At 32.0% G+C, this 18,270-nt stretch carries 23 protein-coding genes; 10 read left to right on the forward strand and 13 right to left on the reverse strand.

The features are described 5' to 3' along the window. Nucleotides 1-78 precede the first annotated feature (78 nt). From rplI to rpsF, 3 genes are all read right to left on the reverse strand, one after another. Nucleotides 79-519: a 50S ribosomal protein L9 gene (gene rplI / locus OZP11_RS05560; RefSeq protein ID WP_281234233.1), complete on the reverse strand. Its 441-nt coding sequence runs from the start codon at nucleotides 517-519 to the stop codon at nucleotides 79-81. Between the two features lie 66 nt (nucleotides 520-585). Further along, nucleotides 586-882, reverse strand: coding sequence for a 30S ribosomal protein S18 (gene rpsR / locus OZP11_RS05565; protein ID WP_002987043.1), 297 nt, complete (start codon nucleotides 880-882; stop codon nucleotides 586-588). Between the two features lie 5 nt (nucleotides 883-887). Continuing rightward, nucleotides 888-1,229: a 30S ribosomal protein S6 gene (rpsF, locus tag OZP11_RS05570; RefSeq protein WP_068842999.1), complete on the reverse strand. Its 342-nt coding sequence runs from the start codon at nucleotides 1,227-1,229 to the stop codon at nucleotides 888-890. Between the two features lie 177 nt (nucleotides 1,230-1,406). On the opposite strand from rpsF, the gene OZP11_RS05575 reads away from it, so the two are divergent. Continuing rightward, nucleotides 1,407-2,105: a LytR/AlgR family response regulator transcription factor gene (locus OZP11_RS05575; protein ID WP_281234234.1), complete on the forward strand. Its 699-nt coding sequence runs from the start codon at nucleotides 1,407-1,409 to the stop codon at nucleotides 2,103-2,105. Here the strand turns inward: OZP11_RS05575 and priA are convergent. From priA to nadC, 6 genes are all read right to left on the reverse strand, one after another. Beyond that, nucleotides 2,102-4,549 carry a replication restart helicase PriA gene (gene priA, locus OZP11_RS05580; RefSeq protein ID WP_281234235.1) on the reverse strand — a complete coding sequence of 816 codons (2,448 nt, stop codon included), beginning with the start codon at nucleotides 4,547-4,549 and terminating at the stop codon, nucleotides 2,102-2,104. The two genes, OZP11_RS05575 and priA, sit on opposite strands and share 4 nt — an antisense overlap. A gap of 45 nt (nucleotides 4,550-4,594) precedes the next feature. After that, the gene (locus OZP11_RS05585) at nucleotides 4,595-4,798 is read right to left on the reverse strand and encodes a hypothetical protein (RefSeq protein WP_281234236.1); all 204 of its coding nucleotides are present in this window, start codon (nucleotides 4,796-4,798) and stop codon (nucleotides 4,595-4,597) included. Nucleotides 4,799-4,839: 41 nt separating this feature from the next. Further along, nucleotides 4,840-5,586: a subclass B1 metallo-beta-lactamase gene (gene bla-B1-FLAV, locus OZP11_RS05590; protein ID WP_281234237.1), complete on the reverse strand. Its 747-nt coding sequence runs from the start codon at nucleotides 5,584-5,586 to the stop codon at nucleotides 4,840-4,842. A gap of 10 nt (nucleotides 5,587-5,596) precedes the next feature. Then, nucleotides 5,597-6,025: a DUF2147 domain-containing protein gene (locus tag OZP11_RS05595; RefSeq protein WP_281234238.1), complete on the reverse strand. Its 429-nt coding sequence runs from the start codon at nucleotides 6,023-6,025 to the stop codon at nucleotides 5,597-5,599. Nucleotide 6,026: 1 nt separating this feature from the next. Next, a complete protein-coding gene (locus OZP11_RS05600) occupies nucleotides 6,027-6,950 on the reverse strand; it encodes a YihY/virulence factor BrkB family protein (RefSeq protein ID WP_281234239.1) in 924 nt (307 codons plus the stop codon). A gap of 102 nt (nucleotides 6,951-7,052) precedes the next feature. Next, nucleotides 7,053-7,910: a carboxylating nicotinate-nucleotide diphosphorylase gene (nadC, locus tag OZP11_RS05605; protein WP_281234240.1), complete on the reverse strand. Its 858-nt coding sequence runs from the start codon at nucleotides 7,908-7,910 to the stop codon at nucleotides 7,053-7,055. Nucleotides 7,911-8,206: 296 nt separating this feature from the next. Between nadC and OZP11_RS05610 the strand changes: the two genes are divergently transcribed. Beyond that, on the forward strand, nucleotides 8,207-9,307 hold the full coding sequence (locus OZP11_RS05610) for a DNA alkylation repair protein (RefSeq protein ID WP_281234241.1): 1,101 nt from the start codon (nucleotides 8,207-8,209) through the stop codon (nucleotides 9,305-9,307). Nucleotides 9,308-9,326: 19 nt separating this feature from the next. Here the strand turns inward: OZP11_RS05610 and OZP11_RS05615 are convergent, their stop codons facing one another. Next, nucleotides 9,327-9,602, reverse strand: a complete 276-nt coding sequence (locus OZP11_RS05615) for a hypothetical protein (protein WP_281234242.1) — start codon at nucleotides 9,600-9,602, stop codon at nucleotides 9,327-9,329. 217 nt (nucleotides 9,603-9,819) lie between these two features. On the opposite strand from OZP11_RS05615, the gene OZP11_RS05620 reads away from it, so the two are divergent. The 6 genes from OZP11_RS05620 (at nucleotide 9,820) to rlmH (ending at nucleotide 14,014) form a co-directional block, all read left to right on the forward strand. Next, on the forward strand, nucleotides 9,820-10,701 hold the full coding sequence (locus OZP11_RS05620; RefSeq protein ID WP_281234243.1) for a pirin family protein: 882 nt from the start codon (nucleotides 9,820-9,822) through the stop codon (nucleotides 10,699-10,701). A gap of 2 nt (nucleotides 10,702-10,703) precedes the next feature. Beyond that, nucleotides 10,704-11,099, forward strand: a complete 396-nt coding sequence (locus OZP11_RS05625; RefSeq protein WP_281234244.1) for an OsmC family protein — start codon at nucleotides 10,704-10,706, stop codon at nucleotides 11,097-11,099. 6 nt (nucleotides 11,100-11,105) lie between these two features. Beyond that, entirely contained in the window at nucleotides 11,106-11,390 is a 285-nt protein-coding gene (locus OZP11_RS05630) for a GNAT family N-acetyltransferase (RefSeq protein ID WP_281234245.1), read from the forward strand. Nucleotides 11,391-11,542: 152 nt separating this feature from the next. Then, nucleotides 11,543-12,958 carry an amidohydrolase family protein gene (locus tag OZP11_RS05635; protein ID WP_281234246.1) on the forward strand — a complete coding sequence of 472 codons (1,416 nt, stop codon included), beginning with the start codon at nucleotides 11,543-11,545 and terminating at the stop codon, nucleotides 12,956-12,958. A gap of 59 nt (nucleotides 12,959-13,017) precedes the next feature. Beyond that, nucleotides 13,018-13,320 carry an antibiotic biosynthesis monooxygenase family protein gene (locus OZP11_RS05640; RefSeq protein ID WP_281234247.1) on the forward strand — a complete coding sequence of 101 codons (303 nt, stop codon included), beginning with the start codon at nucleotides 13,018-13,020 and terminating at the stop codon, nucleotides 13,318-13,320. Nucleotides 13,321-13,540: 220 nt separating this feature from the next. Further along, nucleotides 13,541-14,014 carry a 23S rRNA (pseudouridine(1915)-N(3))-methyltransferase RlmH gene (rlmH, locus tag OZP11_RS05645; RefSeq protein WP_281234248.1) on the forward strand — a complete coding sequence of 158 codons (474 nt, stop codon included), beginning with the start codon at nucleotides 13,541-13,543 and terminating at the stop codon, nucleotides 14,012-14,014. 42 nt (nucleotides 14,015-14,056) lie between these two features. Here the strand turns inward: rlmH and OZP11_RS05650 are convergent, their stop codons facing one another. The 3 genes from OZP11_RS05650 to folP are packed head-to-tail and all read right to left on the reverse strand — an operon-like array spanning nucleotide 14,057 to nucleotide 16,224. Further along, nucleotides 14,057-14,719 carry a hypothetical protein gene (locus tag OZP11_RS05650; RefSeq protein ID WP_281234249.1) on the reverse strand — a complete coding sequence of 221 codons (663 nt, stop codon included), beginning with the start codon at nucleotides 14,717-14,719 and terminating at the stop codon, nucleotides 14,057-14,059. Further along, nucleotides 14,712-15,374 carry a hypothetical protein gene (locus OZP11_RS05655; protein ID WP_281234250.1) on the reverse strand — a complete coding sequence of 221 codons (663 nt, stop codon included), beginning with the start codon at nucleotides 15,372-15,374 and terminating at the stop codon, nucleotides 14,712-14,714. The genes OZP11_RS05650 and OZP11_RS05655 overlap by 8 nt, the downstream gene beginning before the upstream one ends. A 25-nt stretch (nucleotides 15,375-15,399) precedes the next feature. After that, the gene (gene folP / locus OZP11_RS05660; RefSeq protein ID WP_281234251.1) at nucleotides 15,400-16,224 is read right to left on the reverse strand and encodes a dihydropteroate synthase; all 825 of its coding nucleotides are present in this window, start codon (nucleotides 16,222-16,224) and stop codon (nucleotides 15,400-15,402) included. A gap of 208 nt (nucleotides 16,225-16,432) precedes the next feature. Between folP and OZP11_RS05665 the strand changes: the two genes are divergently transcribed. After that, entirely contained in the window at nucleotides 16,433-16,972 is a 540-nt protein-coding gene (locus OZP11_RS05665) for a DUF1599 domain-containing protein (RefSeq protein ID WP_281234252.1), read from the forward strand. 94 nt (nucleotides 16,973-17,066) lie between these two features. Continuing rightward, a complete protein-coding gene (locus OZP11_RS05670; RefSeq protein WP_281234253.1) occupies nucleotides 17,067-18,188 on the forward strand; it encodes a BT_3928 family protein in 1,122 nt (373 codons plus the stop codon). Nucleotides 18,189-18,270 lie beyond the last annotated feature (82 nt).

The following is an 18,270-nucleotide window of genomic DNA, read 5'->3' on the forward strand; positions in this document are numbered from 1 at the left end:
ATGAAATTGCTTCGTACGCAATCACATCAAAAAAAAATCCCGATTTGCATCGGGATTTTAATATAGGTTTTAAAACTATTACTTTTCAGCAACAATTTCGTATGGTAATTCAACGATTACATCTCTGTGTAAACGAACTGTAGCATTGTATTTACCTAAACGTTTTACAACACCGCTAGTGATGAATTTTCTATCGATAGCGTTACCAGATTTCTCTAAAGCTTCAGCGATATCGATGTTAGTGATAGAACCAAAAAGTTTCTCTCCACCAGCTTTTGCAGTAAGTTTAATTTCAAGAGCTTTTAATGTTTCAGCTAATGCTTTAGCATCAGCAACAATTTTAGCTTCTTTGTGTGCTCTTTGTTTTAGGTTTTCAGCTAAAACTTTTTTAGCAGAAGGAGTTGCTAATGCAGCAAAACCTTGAGGAATTAAAAAGTTACGACCGTAACCAGGTTTTACAGATACTACATCATCTTTAAATCCTAAGTTTTGCACGTCTTGTTTTAAAATAAGTTCCATGTTGTTGTCCTTATATTTTAGAAGTTAGGTTCTGATAAAACAGAAACCAGCGACTAGAGTTTTTAATTATTTTAATAAATCGGCCACGTATGGCATTAAAGCTAAGTGACGAGCTCTTTTTACAGCTACAGAAACTTTTCTTTGGTATTTTAATGAAGTTCCAGTTAAACGACGAGGAAGAATTTTTCCTTGCTCATTAACGAATTTCAATAAGAAATCAGCATCTTTATAATCGATATATTTGATTCCAGATTTTTTGAAACGGCAATACTTTTTAGTTTTGTTAGTTTCAATGTTTAAAGGCGTTAAATATCTGATATCTCCGTCTTTTTTTCCCTTTGCAGATTGCTCAATTGTAGACATAATAATTACGCTTTAGTAGATTTTAATTTAGCTCTTCTTCTTTCCGCCCATGAAATAGCATGTTTGTCTAAACTTACAGTTAAGAAACGCATAACTCTTTCGTCACGTCTAAATTCAGTTTCAAAAGCAAGTAGAACTTCTCCAGCTACTTTGAACTCAAATAAGTGATAAAAACCACTTTTTTTGTTTTGGATTTCGTAAGCCATTTTTTTAAGACCCCAATCCTCTTTTGATACCATTTCAGCTCCTCTACTAGTAAGAAATTCTTCAAATTTCGTTACTGTTTCCTTCACCTGAACCTCAGATAAAACGGGATTTAAAATGAAAACAGTTTCATAATGATTCATAAATAAAAAATTTATTTGTTAAAATTGGGTGCAAAAGTAAGCATTAAATTTATATATCCAACTTTTTTTTCCTTTTATTCGTTGTACAACAAAAAATAATCGATGATTTTAGTTTTTTTTGCAAAAAAATAATACATTTACTATTGCTATCCTGAATTTATATAAATTTTAAATGTTATGAAACTAAACTGTGTTGTTGTGGATGATAGTTCTATACAGAGGACAATTATTGCAAAATTAGTTAATAATCACCCAGGTTTGCACTTAATCGGGGACTTTTCTAATGCAATAGAAGCAAAAAGTTGTATATCATTAAATAATATCGATTTAATATTTCTTGATATAGAAATGCCAGTTATTAACGGTTTTGATTTTCTGGACGGATTAAAATCTAAACCGCAAATCATATTTATTACTTCTAAAGCCGAATATGCTTTAAAAGCCTTTGATTATGATGCTACTGATTACCTGCAAAAGCCAATCGCTGTAGATCGTTTCAATGCCTCTGTAAAAAGGGCTATTGACATGCATATGCTTAAGAAAGAAGTTAAAGAAGAAGAAGGTGAACATATCTTTATCAAAAGTAACCTTAAAAAGCTTAAAATTTTCACCGCAAAAATCAAATGGATTGAAGCTTTTGGTGATTATGTAAGAGTTGTTACCGAAGACGACAGCAACTTAGTATTGTCCACAATGAAATCTTTTGAAAATGACTTATCAAAAGATAAATTTATTCGTGTACATAAGTCCTATATCATTAATATTGATAAAGTAGAACGCTTTAACAGTAAATTTGCCGAAATCGGAATTACTAAAATTCCGCTCAGCCGAAATAAAAAAGAAGATTTAGTAAAAGCATTGTCAACGTCTAGTTAATAAAAATCGACGTTTACAACAACTTTAATCGCTCTGTATTGAGCAACCGCTTCAAAACTATTCAGCATTTTCTGAATAGTTTTTTTTGTATTTCCTAAATGCAGGTTTTGTGGTATCTTTATTAATATTGTTCTAATATATTCATTTCGTATTCTGCTTATTCCAGGCTCTTCCGGGCCTAAAACCGGCATACCCAGATTTTGGCTCAAAACCTGATACAACCACATTGAACCTTCTTTTAATTTATCGTAATCCTTATGCTTTAAAGTGAGTTTTATGATACGGAAATAAGGAGGATATTTATAAATCTGCCTGTCATACAATTGCTCCTTATACATACCTATATAATTATGGTTGGTAACTTGCTGAATTGTATTATGATTTGGATTATAAGTTTGAATAACAACTTTTCCCTGTTTTTCAGATCTTCCTGCCCTTCCTGCAACCTGCGTCATCATCTGAAAACTACGTTCAAAAGCTCTAAAGTCAGGATGATGGAGCATATTATCGGCATTCATGATTCCAACCAGACTTACATTATCAAAATCTAAGCCTTTGGCCAGCATTTGGGTTCCTACTAAAATATCAATCTCCCTGTTTTTGAAATTATCTATAAGTTTCTCAAAACCAAATTTACCACGTGTAGTATCCTGATCCATACGAGCGGTTTTCGCTTTTGGAAACAAAGAAACCAGCTCTTGCTCAATTTGCTCTGTACCAAAACCCTTAGTCGACAAATCGATACTTGAACAACTATGGCAATTTGTTGGTTTAGCAATAGAGTACCCACAATAATGACAACGAAGCTGATTTTTAAATTTATGATACGTCAAACTCACATCACATTGTTGGCAATGAGGCACGTGTCCGCAAGTCAGACATTCAATTATAGGAGAATATCCTCGCCTGTTTTGAAACAAAATAATTTGTTCGCCCAAAGACAAAGCTTCTGCCATTTCTTCTATTAAAAGATCACTAAAATGGCCTGTCATTCTTTTTCGGAAATGCTTGTCTTTCAAATCAACCAAAACAACTTCTGGCATACGAACGTTTTTATATCGTTCTGTAAGCGTAACTAATCCGTACTTATCGTTTTGAGTATTAAAATAAGTTTCTATACTTGGTGTTGCAGAACCTAAAAGTACTTTGGCTTTATAAAAATTAGCCAAAACAATTGCAGAATCTCTTGCATGATATCTTGGTGCAGGATCTGTTTGTTTAAAAGTCTGTTCGTGTTCTTCATCAACAATCAATAAACCAAGATCGTTAAAAGGTAAAAACAAAGCCGACCTCGCTCCTATTACAATTTGTGCTTTTTCTGAATTTTCGAGTGTTTGCCTCCAAACCTCAACTCTTTCATTATTGCTATATTTAGAATGAAAAACAGCAACTTTATCTCCAAAATGAAGTCGAAGACGAGAAACCAATTGTGTAGTTAATGCAATTTCAGGAAGCAGATACAAAACCTGTTTTCCTGTATGCAGATACTCTTCAATTAATTTAATATAAATTTCTGTTTTTCCGCTTGAGGTCACACCATGAAGCAGGCAAACTTCTTTTTCTAAAAAACTGTTTTTTATTGCTGTAAAAGCTTTTTCCTGTGCCTCACTTAATTGAAGTTCTTTTTCTGATTTTTCTCCTGTAAACGAAACCCTATCTTGCTGTAAAAGATATTCTTCCAGAATTTCATTTTTAACCAAAGTTTTAATTACTGCCGAAGTTGAACCAGAAACCTCAACTAATTTCTTAACCGTTACCGGCTTTTTCTCTGAAGCACTTATTTGAAAATAAGCCAAAACAATTTCTCTTTGTTTATCATTTTTCAGAATACCCAGCAAATCAGACAAACCTTGATCTGTTTCGTATTTCGAATGCAGTTTTACAAACTTAACCAGTTTGGGCTTATAACTTTCCTTTATTTCTTCTTCTAAAAAAATAACATCTTTTGCAATTAATTTTTGAAGTGTCGGAAGGATATTCTTTTTATTTAAAATCGAAACTATATCCTGAATTTTTAGAGAACTTTGATGATGTAAAGCTTCATAAATCAGGAATTCATCATCAGAAAGTTCACTATCATTTACCACGACATCAGGTTTGTACGAAACAATTGTTTCACTTTCCAACAACAATCCTGTTGGAAAAGCGCCTCTGTAAACATCACCAATACCGCACATATAATAATTAGCCACCCAAAGCCAGTGTTTTATCTGAATTTCGGTTGCAATAGGTTTTTCATCTAAAATCTGATGAATTTCTTTGGCTTCATATAAAGTTGGAGCATTTTCGTGTATATCTAATACAAGTGCAGTATAAATTTTACTTTTACCAAAAGGTACCGCCACGCGCATTCCTTTTTTTATAAAATGGAATTCGGCCTCAGAAACACGATATGTAAAGGTTTTTGCTAAGGAAAGCGGTAAAATAACTTCGATAAAAAACATCCGAAAAATTATAAGAAAAACAAAAGATAAAGATTAGCAGATTTCTTAGCGTTTAATTTCAGAAACGATATCTTCGGCATTTTTTTCTGAAGCAAATGCACCGAAGGATTTGTAAAAATTACTTTCTTTAGCTTTATTACTTTTTATTGATTTAGTCAGCCTTTCTATAAGTTCAATTTTGTTAGAAAAACTAAGTCCTTCAAATAAATTTGAATAAGATTCAAGTATATGTTTATCCGTTACAGTCATTTTATCACTCTTTATATTGTTTCAAATATACGCAAAATAAACTATTTTTTTTCAGAAGATTTTTGAGCCAGATACTCATCTACCAATTTTAAAGTATGATTTAAAGACTCTGTATTAGTCCAGTCTTCGTGCCCCGGAATAATATAAATTGGATTCTTAAATTTTGTTTTTACCCTGCCAATAGATTTTTTCCATTCTTTCACATCAGAATCACCCAAATAACCTAAATCTTTTGCATCGGCACTTTTTACAAAGCAGCCTCCGTAAAGTACTTTTTCTTTATCAAACCAAACTATTACATTATCAGACGCGTGTCCTTTTCCAGGATAATAAACCTCAAAAGTATGATTCCCGACTGTAAAAGTTTTATCATTCGGAATTATGAATTCAGCTCTTGGTTTATTCTCTTTTTTTAGAATATCATCTGTTAACTTAATCGAATATGTTTTAATTCCTTTTTTTCTGTAAAAATCAAAACCTCCGGCACGATCATCGTGAGAATGTGTTGCAAAAAGCATAATAACTTTTTTATTATGTTTTGCTTTTATGCTGTCTAACAAAGGTTGAAACTGAGTTTCGTCCCAAGGTGCATCAAATAACACAACTCCTTTATCAGTAACTAGATAAAGTGCATTTGCAGAAATCAGCGTTCCTTTATAATCATGAAAGGTTTTATAAACATAAAAGTCACCTGTTAGATGACTTATTGGTAATGGCGAATTTTTAGATTGACCAAAACTATTTATAGCTATGGTTAATAATAAAATTATCGAAGCTAATTTTCGCATTTATATTTTATTAATTTTTAACTCTAGTCCAATATTGTGTTCTTCCCATAAGAGAAACTCCCACATATCCACGAAGTTTTAGTTTGTCAGGAGATTCTAAAGTAATATAACATTTGTATTTTTTACCACTTGTAGGATCTAAAATTGTTCCTCCATTATATTCTGAACCGTCTTTTTTAAGACCATTCATAATTACCATTCCTAAAATTGGTTTGTTTTTTTCAGCTCCGTCACACTTTACACAAACGTCTTTTTTATGACTGTCACGAAGAATATCTACAACTTTACCGTAAACTTTTCCTGATTTCTCGTAAATCTCTACAATTGATTTTGCTTCGCCTGTTTCATCATCAATGGTTTTCCATTTTCCAATTACACCTTGGCTTTGCATGGTCAGGGCAAAGAAGAACACTCCGATAGTTAGCATCAAATTTTTCATATTATTTTTCTTTTTTTTGTTTTAATTTTCTGATAGAAGCATTCAATTCGAACCCTAAAAGCAGAATCATACAGTTTATCCAAATATAAAACATTAGAATTAATAAAGTCCCAATAGAACCATAAAGTTCGTTATATTTTGAAAATTTTATAACCCAAATCCCAAAAAAGAACGAAGATATAACAAATAAGACCGTTGTAAAAACAGATCCTATACTTATAAAAGGTACTTTGTTGTATTGTTTTGTACCGTATCGCAATAACAATGAAGATGTTATCAAAATCATCAAAACTACAAACAAATATCGGCCCAAAATAATCAGCGGAATTCGATCACTCAATACATCCTGAATAATTGTTTTTTGAATAAATACCTCAAAAACGACAATGGTTGCCACGGTAACAAACAATATAAGTGTCATTGTTAAAGAAATCGCCAATGCCACCAAATATTGCCTAAAGAAACCTCTCTTATCAAAAACATGTTTAGAGGACTCAAAACCACTCAAAATTCCGTTAACTCCATTTGCCATTAAAAATATAGAAAGCAAAAATCCAGATGATAATAAGCCCGAATGACTATTATTCAAAATATCACTAATAATTTTACTTATAGCATCAAAAGTGTTTGGCGGGACATTTTGCTGTACAAACTGAAGAAAATCTTCCTGAAAATTATCGATCGGGATATAAGGAATCAAGTTTAATATAAACAGTGCAAACGGAAATAAAGCCATAAAAAAGCTAAAAGAAACCGCACTCGCATGATACGAAAATGCTCCTTCAAGAATTCCTAAAGTGTACATTTCGAGTAAATCATACAAAGAAAATCCCTCTAACCAAGGGAGTTTAATTCTTTTAAAAAGTCGGGCCAGATTGCGTATTATTGGCAATTTTTCAATCCGGTCTTCTATTTCTTTTGACATATTTATTTGAAATTTTAGATTTTAGAGTTAAGATTTTAGATTATATAAGCTGAATAATCTTCAAACCTAACTCATAACTTATAATTCAAAACTCATAATTCATTAAAAAGCTTTTAAGCTCAAATCCATATTATAAACAGAATGTGTTAACGCTCCAGATGAAATATAATTTACACCACACAAAGCATATTCTCGAATGGTTTTTTCGTTAATATTTCCAGAAGATTCTGTCTGGCATTTAGTCCCAATCAATTTTACGGCCGTTTTTGTGTCTTCGTAATTAAAATTATCGATCAGGATTCTGTAAACACCATCGCTTTGCAGAATCTCTCTGATTTCGTCTAAATTTCTGGCTTCGACAATGATTTTCAAATCAAGATTATTTGCTTTCAAATATTCTTTTGTTTTAGAAATAGCACGTGTAATTCCACCCGCAAAATCAATATGATTGTCTTTCAGCATTACCATATCATAAAGCGCAAAACGATGATTTACGCCACCGCCTATTTTTACCGCCCATTTTTCGGCCACTCTAAAATTTGGGGTTGTTTTTCGGGTATCTAATATCTTGGTACCAGTTCCTTCTAAAAGCTGAACATATTGGTTGGTTTTTGTCGCAATTGCCGACATTCTTTGCATGGTATTCAAAACCACTCTTTCGGCTTTTAAAATAGATTGTGAACTTCCTGAAACTTCAAAAACAACTTCGCCGTATTCTACATGCGTTCCATCTTCGATATAAGTTTTCACTTTTAATTTCGGATCTACATGTTCAAATATCATTTTAGCAAGCTCAACACCAGCTATTATCCCTTGGTCTTTTACCAATAATTTCGCCTGACCATGAGCTGTATCAGGAATGCAGGCAAGCGAACTATAATCGCCTGTACCAACATCTTCTCTTATGGCATTGCTTACTAAAAGTTGTAATTCTGCTTGAAACTGGGCTTCGCTTATCATTTTTCTGTTTTTAATAATAATGCTAAATTAGGACTTATTTTATGGAATTAAAAGTTTCCTTTCTGCGAAAAGTAATTTAAAACATTAAAATTTTCTTTTTTTAACCATTAAGACATTAAGAAAATTAAGTTCAAACTTCTTAATGCGACATTAACTAAACAATGAGCTCTAAAAATTCTTTTAAGTAATCTATTGATTAAGAAAAATTAAGCTCAAAATCTTAATAAACTTAATACCTTAATGGTAAAAAAATAGACAAACATTAAATATCTTTGAGGTTCAATCAAGCAAAATTTATGGGATTAATTAAAGATATTTACTCGGTTTCTTTTTACGAAAAATTTGGTCAGGCTGTCGCCGAAGTACATCCGGCATTTGATAAACAGAAATTTATTGAGGCAATCTATGAAGGTGATTTTGCCCAAAAAGAATGGAAAGAACGAATGAAACATACCACTGCTGTTCTTCACCAATTTATGCCTCAAGATTTCGCAGAAGCAACTGCTTTAATCGATAAAATCATCAAAAACTTAAAGAAAAATAGTTTTACTGAGGGCAATCTGGCTTTTATATTTTTTGCCGATTATATCGAAATGTACGGTTTAGATGATTTTAAAACTTCGACGAAAGCCTTTGTTTCTATAACTCAGTTTATAAGCTGTGAATTTGCCGTTCGTCCTTTTATTTTAAAATTTAAAGAAAAAATGATTGACGAAATGACAAGATGGTCTTTACACGAAAATCATCATGTTCGAAGATTAGCAAGTGAAGGCTCAAGACCAAGATTGCCGTGGGCAATGGCGATTCCGTTTCTCAAAAAAGATCCTTCTTCTATTCTACCGATTTTAGAAAATCTAAAAAATGATCCGTCAGAATATGTCCGAAGAAGTGTAGCTAATAACCTGAATGATATTGTAAAAGATAATCCTCAGATTGTTCTTGAAATTGCTTCAAGATGGAAAAGTCACTCCAAAGAAACAGACGGAATTATCAAACATGGTTGCCGAACTTTACTGAAACAAGGTCATCCAGAAATTTTAAATCATTATGGTTTAGCCAGCACGAATATTGAACTTTCATCTTTCGAAATCAAAACACCTAAAGTAAAAATTGGAGATTATCTTCAGTTTCATTTTCATTTAAATAATAAAAACGAAGAACCAAAAACCGTTCGTTTAGAATATGCTGTTCATTACAAAAAAGCAAAAGGACATTTGGCGAAAAAAGTTTTTAAAATCAGCGAAAAAATCTATCATCCAAATCAATTAACGAAGATTGAAAGAAACCAGTCTTTCAAATTGATTACGACACGTGTTTTTCATACCGGAATTCATCAGTTGTCGATTATCATTAATGGGACGGAGAGTGAGGTTTTGGAGTTTGAGTTGATTGATTAATCTTTCAAAAAAGTCAGCATTATTCTTTTACGCCAATTTCATCAATTGATTTAGTATCTAGTTTTTTCTCTCTAATTAATTTTAAACTTAATTTAATTAAAAAGAATGAAACAAGAAGATAAAGTAATAGACAAGTAACAAATCCAATTGCATATCCTGGCGCACCTACAACGCCGTTTTCAAATTTTTTCTTGCAATTTTCAAATTGTATTGGAAATGCATAAAAAGCAGGAAAACAAAGTAAAATTGTAAATAGTAATATTATAGTGCCCGTTATTTTTTTTATTATTTTCATCTATATTTTGAGTTCAAAATTGAAATAGATATTTATTTTTTCAAATATATCTTTTTCTTTTTTAAATGCATTCAAATTTAATCTTAACAACAAAACAACTTCGTAAGTTTTCCTTATTTTTATAACACAAAAACAAAAAACAACTTTTCTTAATCTAAATTAAGTTACAGACAAGCATTACAACTGTAATTTTGTTTTTAAATCAAAACAATACCACATGTCAAATATCAGTTTAATTATCGAAGAACGCGCTGCCAATATTGGCAATTTTATGGTTGGGCGATTATTGCCTTTCCGCGAAAAAAGAGCCGTTGGCCCATTTGTATTTATCGACCATATGGGACCGGCACATTTAAGTGACCATGAAAATATGGATGTTCCTCCACATCCTCATATCGGACTTTCTACACTTACTTTTTTGTTTGAGGGAAGTATAATGCATCGCGACAGTTTAGGAACAGAATTAGAAATAAAGCCTGGCGCAGTGAACTGGATGACAGCCGGAAAAGGAATCGTACATTCTGAAAGAACTCCAGAATATTTAAGACATTCAGATAAAATGCTTCACGGATTACAGATTTGGGTAGCACTCCCGAAAGAATTGGAACAAATGGATCCGAATTTTACACATGTTGAAGCGCAAGATATTCCGGCTTGGGAAGAAAATGGTGTTTCATACAAATTGATTGCCGGCGAAGCTTTCGGAAAAAAATCTCCGGTTCCTGTTTATAGTCCGTTGTATTTTATTGAAATTAAAAGCACTGAAGCTTCGAAAATCAATATTGGAAAAGATTTATTTGGCGAAAGCGGTTTGTATATTTTAGAAGGAAGCATCAAAAGCGGAGAACACGTTTATGATCCGAAACAAATTCTAATTACAAACGACAGCACACTTTGCGAATTTGAGATTGCAGAAAATTCTACCGTTTATATTTTTGGCGGACAACCGTTCCCAGAAGAACATTTTATTTTTTGGAACTTTGTTTCATCTGATAAAAACCTCATCGAAAAAGCCAAACAAGACTGGACAGCACAGACTTTTCCAAAAGTTCCAGGCGAAACAGAATTTGTACCCTTACCAGAACCAAGAATGAAATAATTATGGATACAGTTAAAGCTACAATCGATACAAGAAAATATCGTACAGAAATAACATCTAAAACGGGAAATATCCTTATTTCGGATGAACCGCAGGAAATAGGCGGGAAAAATTTAGGTTTTAGTCCGTTTGAACTTTTGGCTTCTTCCCTCGCCTCGTGTACTTTAATTACATTACGAATGTATATTGACCGCAAAGCCTGGGACGTGTCTGAACTTAGTATCTGGGTCGATTTTGAAAAAAATGAAGAACATGCCGTTTCTTTGTTTTCAACAAAAATTCTAATTACCGGAAATGTAGACGCGACACAAAAAGAACGCATTTTGAAAATTGCCAACAGCTGTCCTGTTCATAAAACACTTAAAAACACTATTAAAATCGAAACTTCATTAGTATAAATAATTATGGAAATTCAACAAACAAACGATACAAAAAGAGGCTCTTTTGATGCCATAGAAGACGGAAAAGAAGCTGGAAAAATGACCTATACTTGGGCTGGAGATTCGAAATTCATCATCGATCATACCGAAGTAAATCCAGATTTTAACGGAAAAGGTGTTGGTAAAAAACTGGTTTTAGCCTCCGTAGAGTATGCAAGAGCCAATAATGTAAAAATTATTCCGCTTTGTCCTTTCGCGAAAAGCGTTTTTGATAAGGTTGAAGAAATTCATGATGTACTTTCTTCTTAAGGGACAAAGGTTTATTTGTAGAGACGCACTGCTGTGCGTCTTTTTTATTTAATTGCTATTAATCATTTATTCTAAACTTTGCTCCTTTGTTACTTTGCAACTTTGAACCTCAAAAAAAAATCTTACATTTGCATGTAATTTAAACTTAGAGTATGACAAGGATAATTACGCTTTTCTGTATTTTTATAACACAAATCGGCTTTTCTCAATCGGCTGAAAGTTATTTAGAAAAAAACAGAAATAATGAAGCTCTCTTAACAGCTTTTTTTCAACAAATGCCTAAAGGAGGCGATTTACACCATCATTTTTCAGGATCACTTTATGCAGAACCACTTTTAGAAAGAGCCATTGCAGAAGATTTTTATTTGAATATGGAAACTATGGCAGTTTCGAAAACAAAACCTGAAAAAGGAAATTGGGAAAACTTTTCATCTCTTAAAAACAAAGGAAAATTAGAATATTACCAACAGCAAGTTATGCAGACCTGGTCTATAAAAGATTATAATGGCTCTGTTCCGTCTGATGATCAATTCTTTGATTCTTTCATGAAATTTGAACCTACTATTGCAGGTCATTTTGCAGAAGGAATGCTGGAGCTTAAAAAGCGTGCAATTGCCGAAAATGTTTCTTATATCGAAACACAATTATCGACAATTCCGTGCGATATGAATGTTTCCGATTTAAGTGATTTCAATACAAAATTACGTCAATTGGCAGAGCAAAAAGATGAAAAAGCAGTTTTGAAACTTTTAGACGAATTGTATAAATCACTTCAGAAAAAAGAGGCTAAAAAATATGCCAATGATTTTAATACTAATTTCTTAGCGAAACTTCACAAAGACTTAAAAATAGATGACGAAAAATTCACTATGCGTTATCAAAACTTTGTGTTACGTTTTATGGAACCGGTTGATTTATTCAAAAATCTCGTTATTGCTTTTATTTCGTCTAGCGAAAGTAAACTGACTGCCGGCGTAAACATCGTTTCTCCTGAACATGGAGAGAATTCTATGAAAGATTACTGGCTTCATATGTTGATGTTTAAATACTGCCATTCTAAATTTCCAGAAGTAAAATATACACTTCATGCAGGCGAATTAACTTTAGGATTGGTACAGCCGGAGGAATTAACCTGGCATATTAATGACGCTATTTATGTGGCAGGTGCTAACAGAATTGGTCATGGCGTTGATATTGCGTACGAAGCAAATTCGTATGATTTATTACGCTATATGTCTAAAAATAATATTCCGATTGAGATCAATTTAACGAGTAATGAATTCATTTTGAAAGTAAAAGAAAACAGACATCCGTTTACGCTTTATAAAGAATTTAATGTGCCAATTGTAATCAGCACAGACGATGCGGGAATTTTGAGAAGCAATATGACCGAGCAATATGTCTTATTGGCCAAAAGATATCCTGATGTGAATTACGAGACGATCAAAAAGTATGTTTACAACAGCATCAATTACAGTTTTATTCAGGATGAATCTGTTAAGAAACAATTGATTAAAGATCTTGATAGTCGTTTTAAAACTTTTGAAGCTAAGTTTTCTAAAAATTAATCTCCCAAATAAGACCTAACAGGTTTTAAAAACCTGTTAGGTCTAAAAATACATCAAACATGATTCTAGAAGCAGTGTTTCTTTATGTAAAACCAGAATTAGCTCCTCAATTTGAAGCTGATTTTGCAAAAGCAAGTCAATATATTTCTTCTATTGAAGGATATCTGGGACATCGATTAGAGAAATGTCTTGAAATTGAAAACAAATATCTTTTGTTGGTTGATTGGAATACTTTAGAAGATCATACTGTTGGTTTTAGAACTTCTGAAGCCTATTTGGAATGGAAAAAGATTTTACATCATTATTATGAACCATTCCCAATTGTAGAACATTTTGAAACTGTTTTTGAAAATAAAAAATAGCCTGAGAATTGCACGCAGATTTTTTACAGATTTTAGCAGATCAGCACAGATTATTATTGCAAAATATTAAAAAAAATCTGCCAAATCTGCCAAATCTGCGAGAGTAAAATTTTCCCGCAGATTTGGCAGATCAAGCAGATAAAATTATTGATAATATGACTTTAAGGACTGCACAATAATTTAAAAATATTTTTAATTTAATTCGTGGCAAAAGAAAACTATGAACATCAAACTAATCGCAATAGGCAAAACAGATAATAAATCGCTTCAAACTTTGATTGACGATTATACGAAACGTTTGTCTTTTTATATCAAATTTGATTTGGAAATTATTCCAGATATAAAAAACGTAAAAAACTTATCTGAAAGCCAGCAGAAAGAAAAAGAAGGTGAATTAATTCTTGCTAAACTTTCGCCAACCGATCAGTTGATTTTATTGGATGAAAACGGAAAAAACTTTTCGAGCGTTGGTTTTTCTGAAGAATTACAAAAGAAAATGAATTCTGGTGTAAAAACATTAGTTTTTGTTATTGGCGGACCTTATGGTTTTTCTGAAACCGTTTATAAAAAAGCACAGGGAAAAGTTTCGCTTTCGCTGATGACATTTTCCCATCAAATGGTGCGTTTATTTTTTATTGAACAATTGTATCGCGGATTTACGATTTTAAGGAATGAACCTTATCATCATCAGTAATTTTTTTGTTCGTTTTGTTTCTGGTTATCCTGAATACTTATTTTAGAAAACAAACTCTTCTTCTTCATTGATAAAAACAAACGGAATCTTTTTATCTATAATGGTTTTCAAAAGGATTTTACATTGCATATAATCTCCGTAACTCATGTTTTTATCGTATGAAAATGTAATCTGTGCTTTTGGATTTATAACTAAACTATCTAAAAACGGTTTTAAATTACTTTTAGGAAAATCGTATGTTTTTTTTCCGCTGTATTTTATCATTCCATTCTTTTTAAAATACAACTGACTTCTATTATTAGCAATTTCCATTTTATAAAACACTTTTGTGAAAGGCAGAAAAGCTAAATTCTTTCCAATAGAATCTGCATAAGAATAATAGTTTTCAGATTCTTCATTTTGATGCATTTTTTCATTTCGTTTTTTATCCTGCATTTTTATGACTTGCGGAATAACCAATTTCAATGGCAGACGTTTATCAATATTGAAAATCCAATTGGTCGAAATGATGGCACTTTTTCTGTTTAAATCGGCAATTGTATCTTTTCCTTCAACTTTAAAAAAGATATAAATCGGCGAATGATCCTGTACATCTTTTACAATTGAAATATCTGATTTTGGAAGTAGAACATCTTCTTTTTTTCCGCAAGAAACCAGAAGAAGTGTGATAAATAAAGTAATGTATTTCATAGTAGTATTATTCATTTTTATCATACAAAAATTCGGTAAATAAATCTATTCTAACCCCATTACAACTGTCATCAAAAGCTAAATCCGTTAATCGATTTATTTCTTCTTTTGTTAAAGCATCAAAATCTTTATATGCTCTTTTTGAATGAAGTGCTTGCTCCAAACGTTTTTCAATTTTATTTCTCATCTCTGATTTTATTTCTTCCCGAAAACTATCGAGTTGAATTCTTTTCTTTTTATATAATGAATAATATCTTTTTTCTAAATTTTTATAATCATTTCTCCAGTCTTGCGCTGTTTTTTCAACATTATACTTTTTACAATTTAGAATCAAAATTTTATCATCCAGATCATCAAAATAATTCCACTGTTCCTCATACTCTGTTATTTCTCCACGCCATAAGCTTATAGAATTATTTTCAACTGTTATAAAGGATCTTTCTCCTACATACCTGCGAATTTTCCAATATAAATCAACTTTATCTGAATATTCCAAATCGAAATTTATTTCTACAACTTCATAATGATCTACAAATTCTCCAATATTGTATGAAAAATCATTTTGATCCCAATTAGGAATATTTCCAAAATATAGTAAAACCGTTGAGTTTTCACCCATTTCAACTTTTTTAAGAATATTCAGAGCATTCAAAATGTTTGGCTTTTCCATAAATCTATCAACAATAAAACAAATTCTATTTATTCAGCTTACCAAACAAAGCTACACATTCCACAGCTTCTTTCACATCATGAACACGAAGAATCTTTGCTCCTTTTGTCAAAGCAATTGTATTGAGAAAAGTAGTTCCGTTTAAAGCTTCTTGCGGTGTTATATTAAGTGTTTTATAAATCATTGATTTTCTTGAAATTCCTGCTAAAACGGGCAATTCTAAAAGATTAAAAAGTTCCATTTTCTGCATCACTTCGTAATTCTGATCGGTTGTTTTGGCAAAACCAAAGCCCGGATCTAAAATCAAATCGTTGATTCCGAGGCTTCTTGCTTTTTTTACTTTTTCAGAAAAATAAAAAAGCATTTCTTTTATAATATCATCGTATTGCGTTAAACTCTGCATCGTCTGCGGATTACCGCGCATGTGCATCATAATGTACGGAACGTTATATTGCGCAATAACCTCAAACATTTTATCATCTAATTCTCCCGCCGTAATATCATTTATAATCGCTGCACCGCTTTCTATACTCGCTTTTGCAACCTCAGCTCTAAAAGTATCAATCGACAATAATGCGTTAGGAAAATGTTTTAAAATCAATTCTATAGCAGGAACAATTCGGTCGATTTCTTCTTGTTCCGAAACGAATTCGGCACTTGGTTTACTGGAATATGCACCAATATCGATGAAGGATGCGCCTTCTAAAAGCATTTTATCTACTTGCGAAATAATTTCGTCTTCGTTTTTATATTTCCCTCCGTCAAAGAAAGAATTTGGCGTAACATTCAAAATCCCCATTACTTTAGGAATCGATAAATCTATAAGTTCGCCTTTGCAGTTAATTGTCATGATTTTTTGTTTGTTTTGTTTCAGGTTTCAAGTTTCAAGTTCTTGAACAAGGCAATCTGATCAACTTGAAACGTTAAACCTGAAACTTGAAAGTTTTTGTATTCCAGTTCCATTAACATTTTGTTTAGAAAAACTTGAAACCTGAAACTTGAAACTCTTTAATTTTTCCTTATTTTTGAAGAAATTTTAGCAAATATACAGCATATAAATGAAGAATACTTCCCTTGAATTTGATAATGTTATTACCATCTGCCGCACTTTGTTTATCAATAAAATGAAAGATTACGGCAGTGCATGGCGAATTTTAAGACTGCCGTCGCTGACGGATCAGATTTTCATAAAAGCACAGCGAATCAGAAGTTTACAGGAAAATGATGTTCGTAAGGTTGACGAAGATGAAAAAGGAGAATTCATCGGGATCATCAATTATTCGATTATGGCTTTGATACAGTTAGAATTAGGCGTTGTTGACCAGCCGGATCTTGACGTTGAAAAAGCAACTGAATTATACGATGCTAAAGTAAAATTGACAAAAGACTTAATGGAAGCTAAAAACCACGATTACGGTGAGGCGTGGCGTGATATGCGTGTGAGCTCTCTGACAGATTTGATTCTGCAGAAGTTATTACGCGTAAAACAAATTGAAGACAACAAAGGCCTGACTTTAGTTTCTGAAGGTATAGATGCCAATTATCAGGATATGATTAATTATTCTGTTTTTGCTTTAATCTTAAATCCTATTAAATAAATAGAAATTCCAAAAATAAAATTTCAAATTTCAACGCTAAAAATCCGGAATCTGGAATTAAAAAAATTGGAATTTAACCCAAATTCCTTATACCATGAAAAACATCATTACCCAATTCTCCCGATTATTTGTCGGTGTCTTATTTATCATCTCCGGATTAATAAAACTGAACGATCCTGTTGGATTCTCTTATAAACTGGCTGAATATTTCAGCGAGCCTGTTTTCAATATGCCATTTTTAGAGCCATTTGCTTTAAGTTTAGCTATTTTTTTAGTAATCCTGGAAGTAGTTTTGGGTGTCATGCTATTAGTAGGTTATAAAGCCTCCCAGACTATTTGGGCTTTATTAATCCTGATTGTTTTATTTACGTTTCTTACCTTCTACTCTGCTTATTTTGATGTGGTAAAAGACTGCGGTTGTTTTGGAGATGCACTGCATTTAACACCTTGGAATTCATTTACAAAAGATATCGTTTTATTATTCTTTATCCTGATTTTATTCTTCAATCAAAAATTAGTAAAACCTTTATTCTCAACTTCTGTAACTAATATAGCGGTTTATTTAAGCGTTGCTTTATCAGCTTTTATGGCCTACTGGGTTTTAAACCACAATCCTATAAAAGATTTCCGTCCGTATAAGGTTGGAAACAATATCGAAAAAGGAATGGAAATTCCGGAAGGCGCTCCAAAATCTGTAGTAGAAATGATTTTTATTTACAAAGTAAACGGAGTCGATAAAGAATTTACAGAAAAAGATTTGATGAATATTCCTGAAGGCGCTGTATTTGTTGATCGTAAAGACAAAATTATTACAGAAGGCTACGTACCGCCAATTCACGATTTTACGATGACAAAAGACGATTCTGATTACAAAGAAGAATTATTGAAAGAACCAAAATTATTAGTTTTTGTAACTTACGATCTAGCTAAATCTAATCCTGAGGGAATGAAAAAACTGGCGAAGGTTACGGCAGATGCAAAAGCAAAAGGTTATAAAGTTATTGCTATGACAGCTTCTGGAACTGATGAAATTGCAAAAGCTAAAAAAGATTATAAACTGGATGTTGATTTCTATTTCTGCGATGCAACAACTTTAAAAACTATCGAAAGAGCAAATCCAAGTATTGTAGTAATTCAAAAAGGAACTATCGTTCAGAAATTACACTACAATGATCTTGATAAACTGCAATTATCTGATGTTGCTTACGGAATTTAAATCCTGAAAAACAATATAAAACGCCAATACTTTTTTAGAGTCATTGGCGTTTTTTTTAGAACAAAAACTTTAAACATCCTAT

The sequence above is a fragment of the Flavobacterium gelatinilyticum genome, assembly GCF_027111295.1.
GTDB lineage: Bacteria > Bacteroidota > Bacteroidia > Flavobacteriales > Flavobacteriaceae > Flavobacterium > Flavobacterium gelatinilyticum.

What these genes read in the sequence shown, in the direction of transcription:
- rplI (WP_281234233.1), bottom strand. Translation starts at nt 519, where the DNA reads ATGGAACTTATTTTAAAACAAGACGTGCAAAACTTAGGATTTAAAGAT.
- rpsR (WP_002987043.1), bottom strand. Translation starts at nt 882, where the DNA reads ATGTCTACAATTGAGCAATCTGCAAAGGGAAAAAAAGACGGAGATATC.
- rpsF (WP_068842999.1), bottom strand. Translation starts at nt 1,229, where the DNA reads ATGAATCATTATGAAACTGTTTTCATTTTAAATCCCGTTTTATCTGAG.
- OZP11_RS05575 (WP_281234234.1), top strand. Translation starts at nt 1,407, where the DNA reads ATGAAACTAAACTGTGTTGTTGTGGATGATAGTTCTATACAGAGGACA.
- priA (WP_281234235.1), bottom strand. Translation starts at nt 4,549, where the DNA reads ATGTTTTTTATCGAAGTTATTTTACCGCTTTCCTTAGCAAAAACCTTT.
- OZP11_RS05585 (WP_281234236.1), bottom strand. Translation starts at nt 4,798, where the DNA reads ATGACTGTAACGGATAAACATATACTTGAATCTTATTCAAATTTATTT.
- bla-B1-FLAV (WP_281234237.1), bottom strand. Translation starts at nt 5,586, where the DNA reads ATGCGAAAATTAGCTTCGATAATTTTATTATTAACCATAGCTATAAAT.
- OZP11_RS05595 (WP_281234238.1), bottom strand. Translation starts at nt 6,025, where the DNA reads ATGAAAAATTTGATGCTAACTATCGGAGTGTTCTTCTTTGCCCTGACC.
- OZP11_RS05600 (WP_281234239.1), bottom strand. Translation starts at nt 6,950, where the DNA reads ATGTCAAAAGAAATAGAAGACCGGATTGAAAAATTGCCAATAATACGC.
- nadC (WP_281234240.1), bottom strand. Translation starts at nt 7,910, where the DNA reads ATGATAAGCGAAGCCCAGTTTCAAGCAGAATTACAACTTTTAGTAAGC.
- OZP11_RS05610 (WP_281234241.1), top strand. Translation starts at nt 8,207, where the DNA reads ATGGGATTAATTAAAGATATTTACTCGGTTTCTTTTTACGAAAAATTT.
- OZP11_RS05615 (WP_281234242.1), bottom strand. Translation starts at nt 9,602, where the DNA reads ATGAAAATAATAAAAAAAATAACGGGCACTATAATATTACTATTTACA.
- OZP11_RS05620 (WP_281234243.1), top strand. Translation starts at nt 9,820, where the DNA reads ATGTCAAATATCAGTTTAATTATCGAAGAACGCGCTGCCAATATTGGC.
- OZP11_RS05625 (WP_281234244.1), top strand. Translation starts at nt 10,704, where the DNA reads ATGGATACAGTTAAAGCTACAATCGATACAAGAAAATATCGTACAGAA.
- OZP11_RS05630 (WP_281234245.1), top strand. Translation starts at nt 11,106, where the DNA reads ATGGAAATTCAACAAACAAACGATACAAAAAGAGGCTCTTTTGATGCC.
- OZP11_RS05635 (WP_281234246.1), top strand. Translation starts at nt 11,543, where the DNA reads ATGACAAGGATAATTACGCTTTTCTGTATTTTTATAACACAAATCGGC.
- OZP11_RS05640 (WP_281234247.1), top strand. Translation starts at nt 13,018, where the DNA reads ATGATTCTAGAAGCAGTGTTTCTTTATGTAAAACCAGAATTAGCTCCT.
- rlmH (WP_281234248.1), top strand. Translation starts at nt 13,541, where the DNA reads ATGAACATCAAACTAATCGCAATAGGCAAAACAGATAATAAATCGCTT.
- OZP11_RS05650 (WP_281234249.1), bottom strand. Translation starts at nt 14,719, where the DNA reads ATGAATAATACTACTATGAAATACATTACTTTATTTATCACACTTCTT.
- OZP11_RS05655 (WP_281234250.1), bottom strand. Translation starts at nt 15,374, where the DNA reads ATGGAAAAGCCAAACATTTTGAATGCTCTGAATATTCTTAAAAAAGTT.
- folP (WP_281234251.1), bottom strand. Translation starts at nt 16,224, where the DNA reads ATGACAATTAACTGCAAAGGCGAACTTATAGATTTATCGATTCCTAAA.
- OZP11_RS05665 (WP_281234252.1), top strand. Translation starts at nt 16,433, where the DNA reads ATGAAGAATACTTCCCTTGAATTTGATAATGTTATTACCATCTGCCGC.
- OZP11_RS05670 (WP_281234253.1), top strand. Translation starts at nt 17,067, where the DNA reads ATGAAAAACATCATTACCCAATTCTCCCGATTATTTGTCGGTGTCTTA.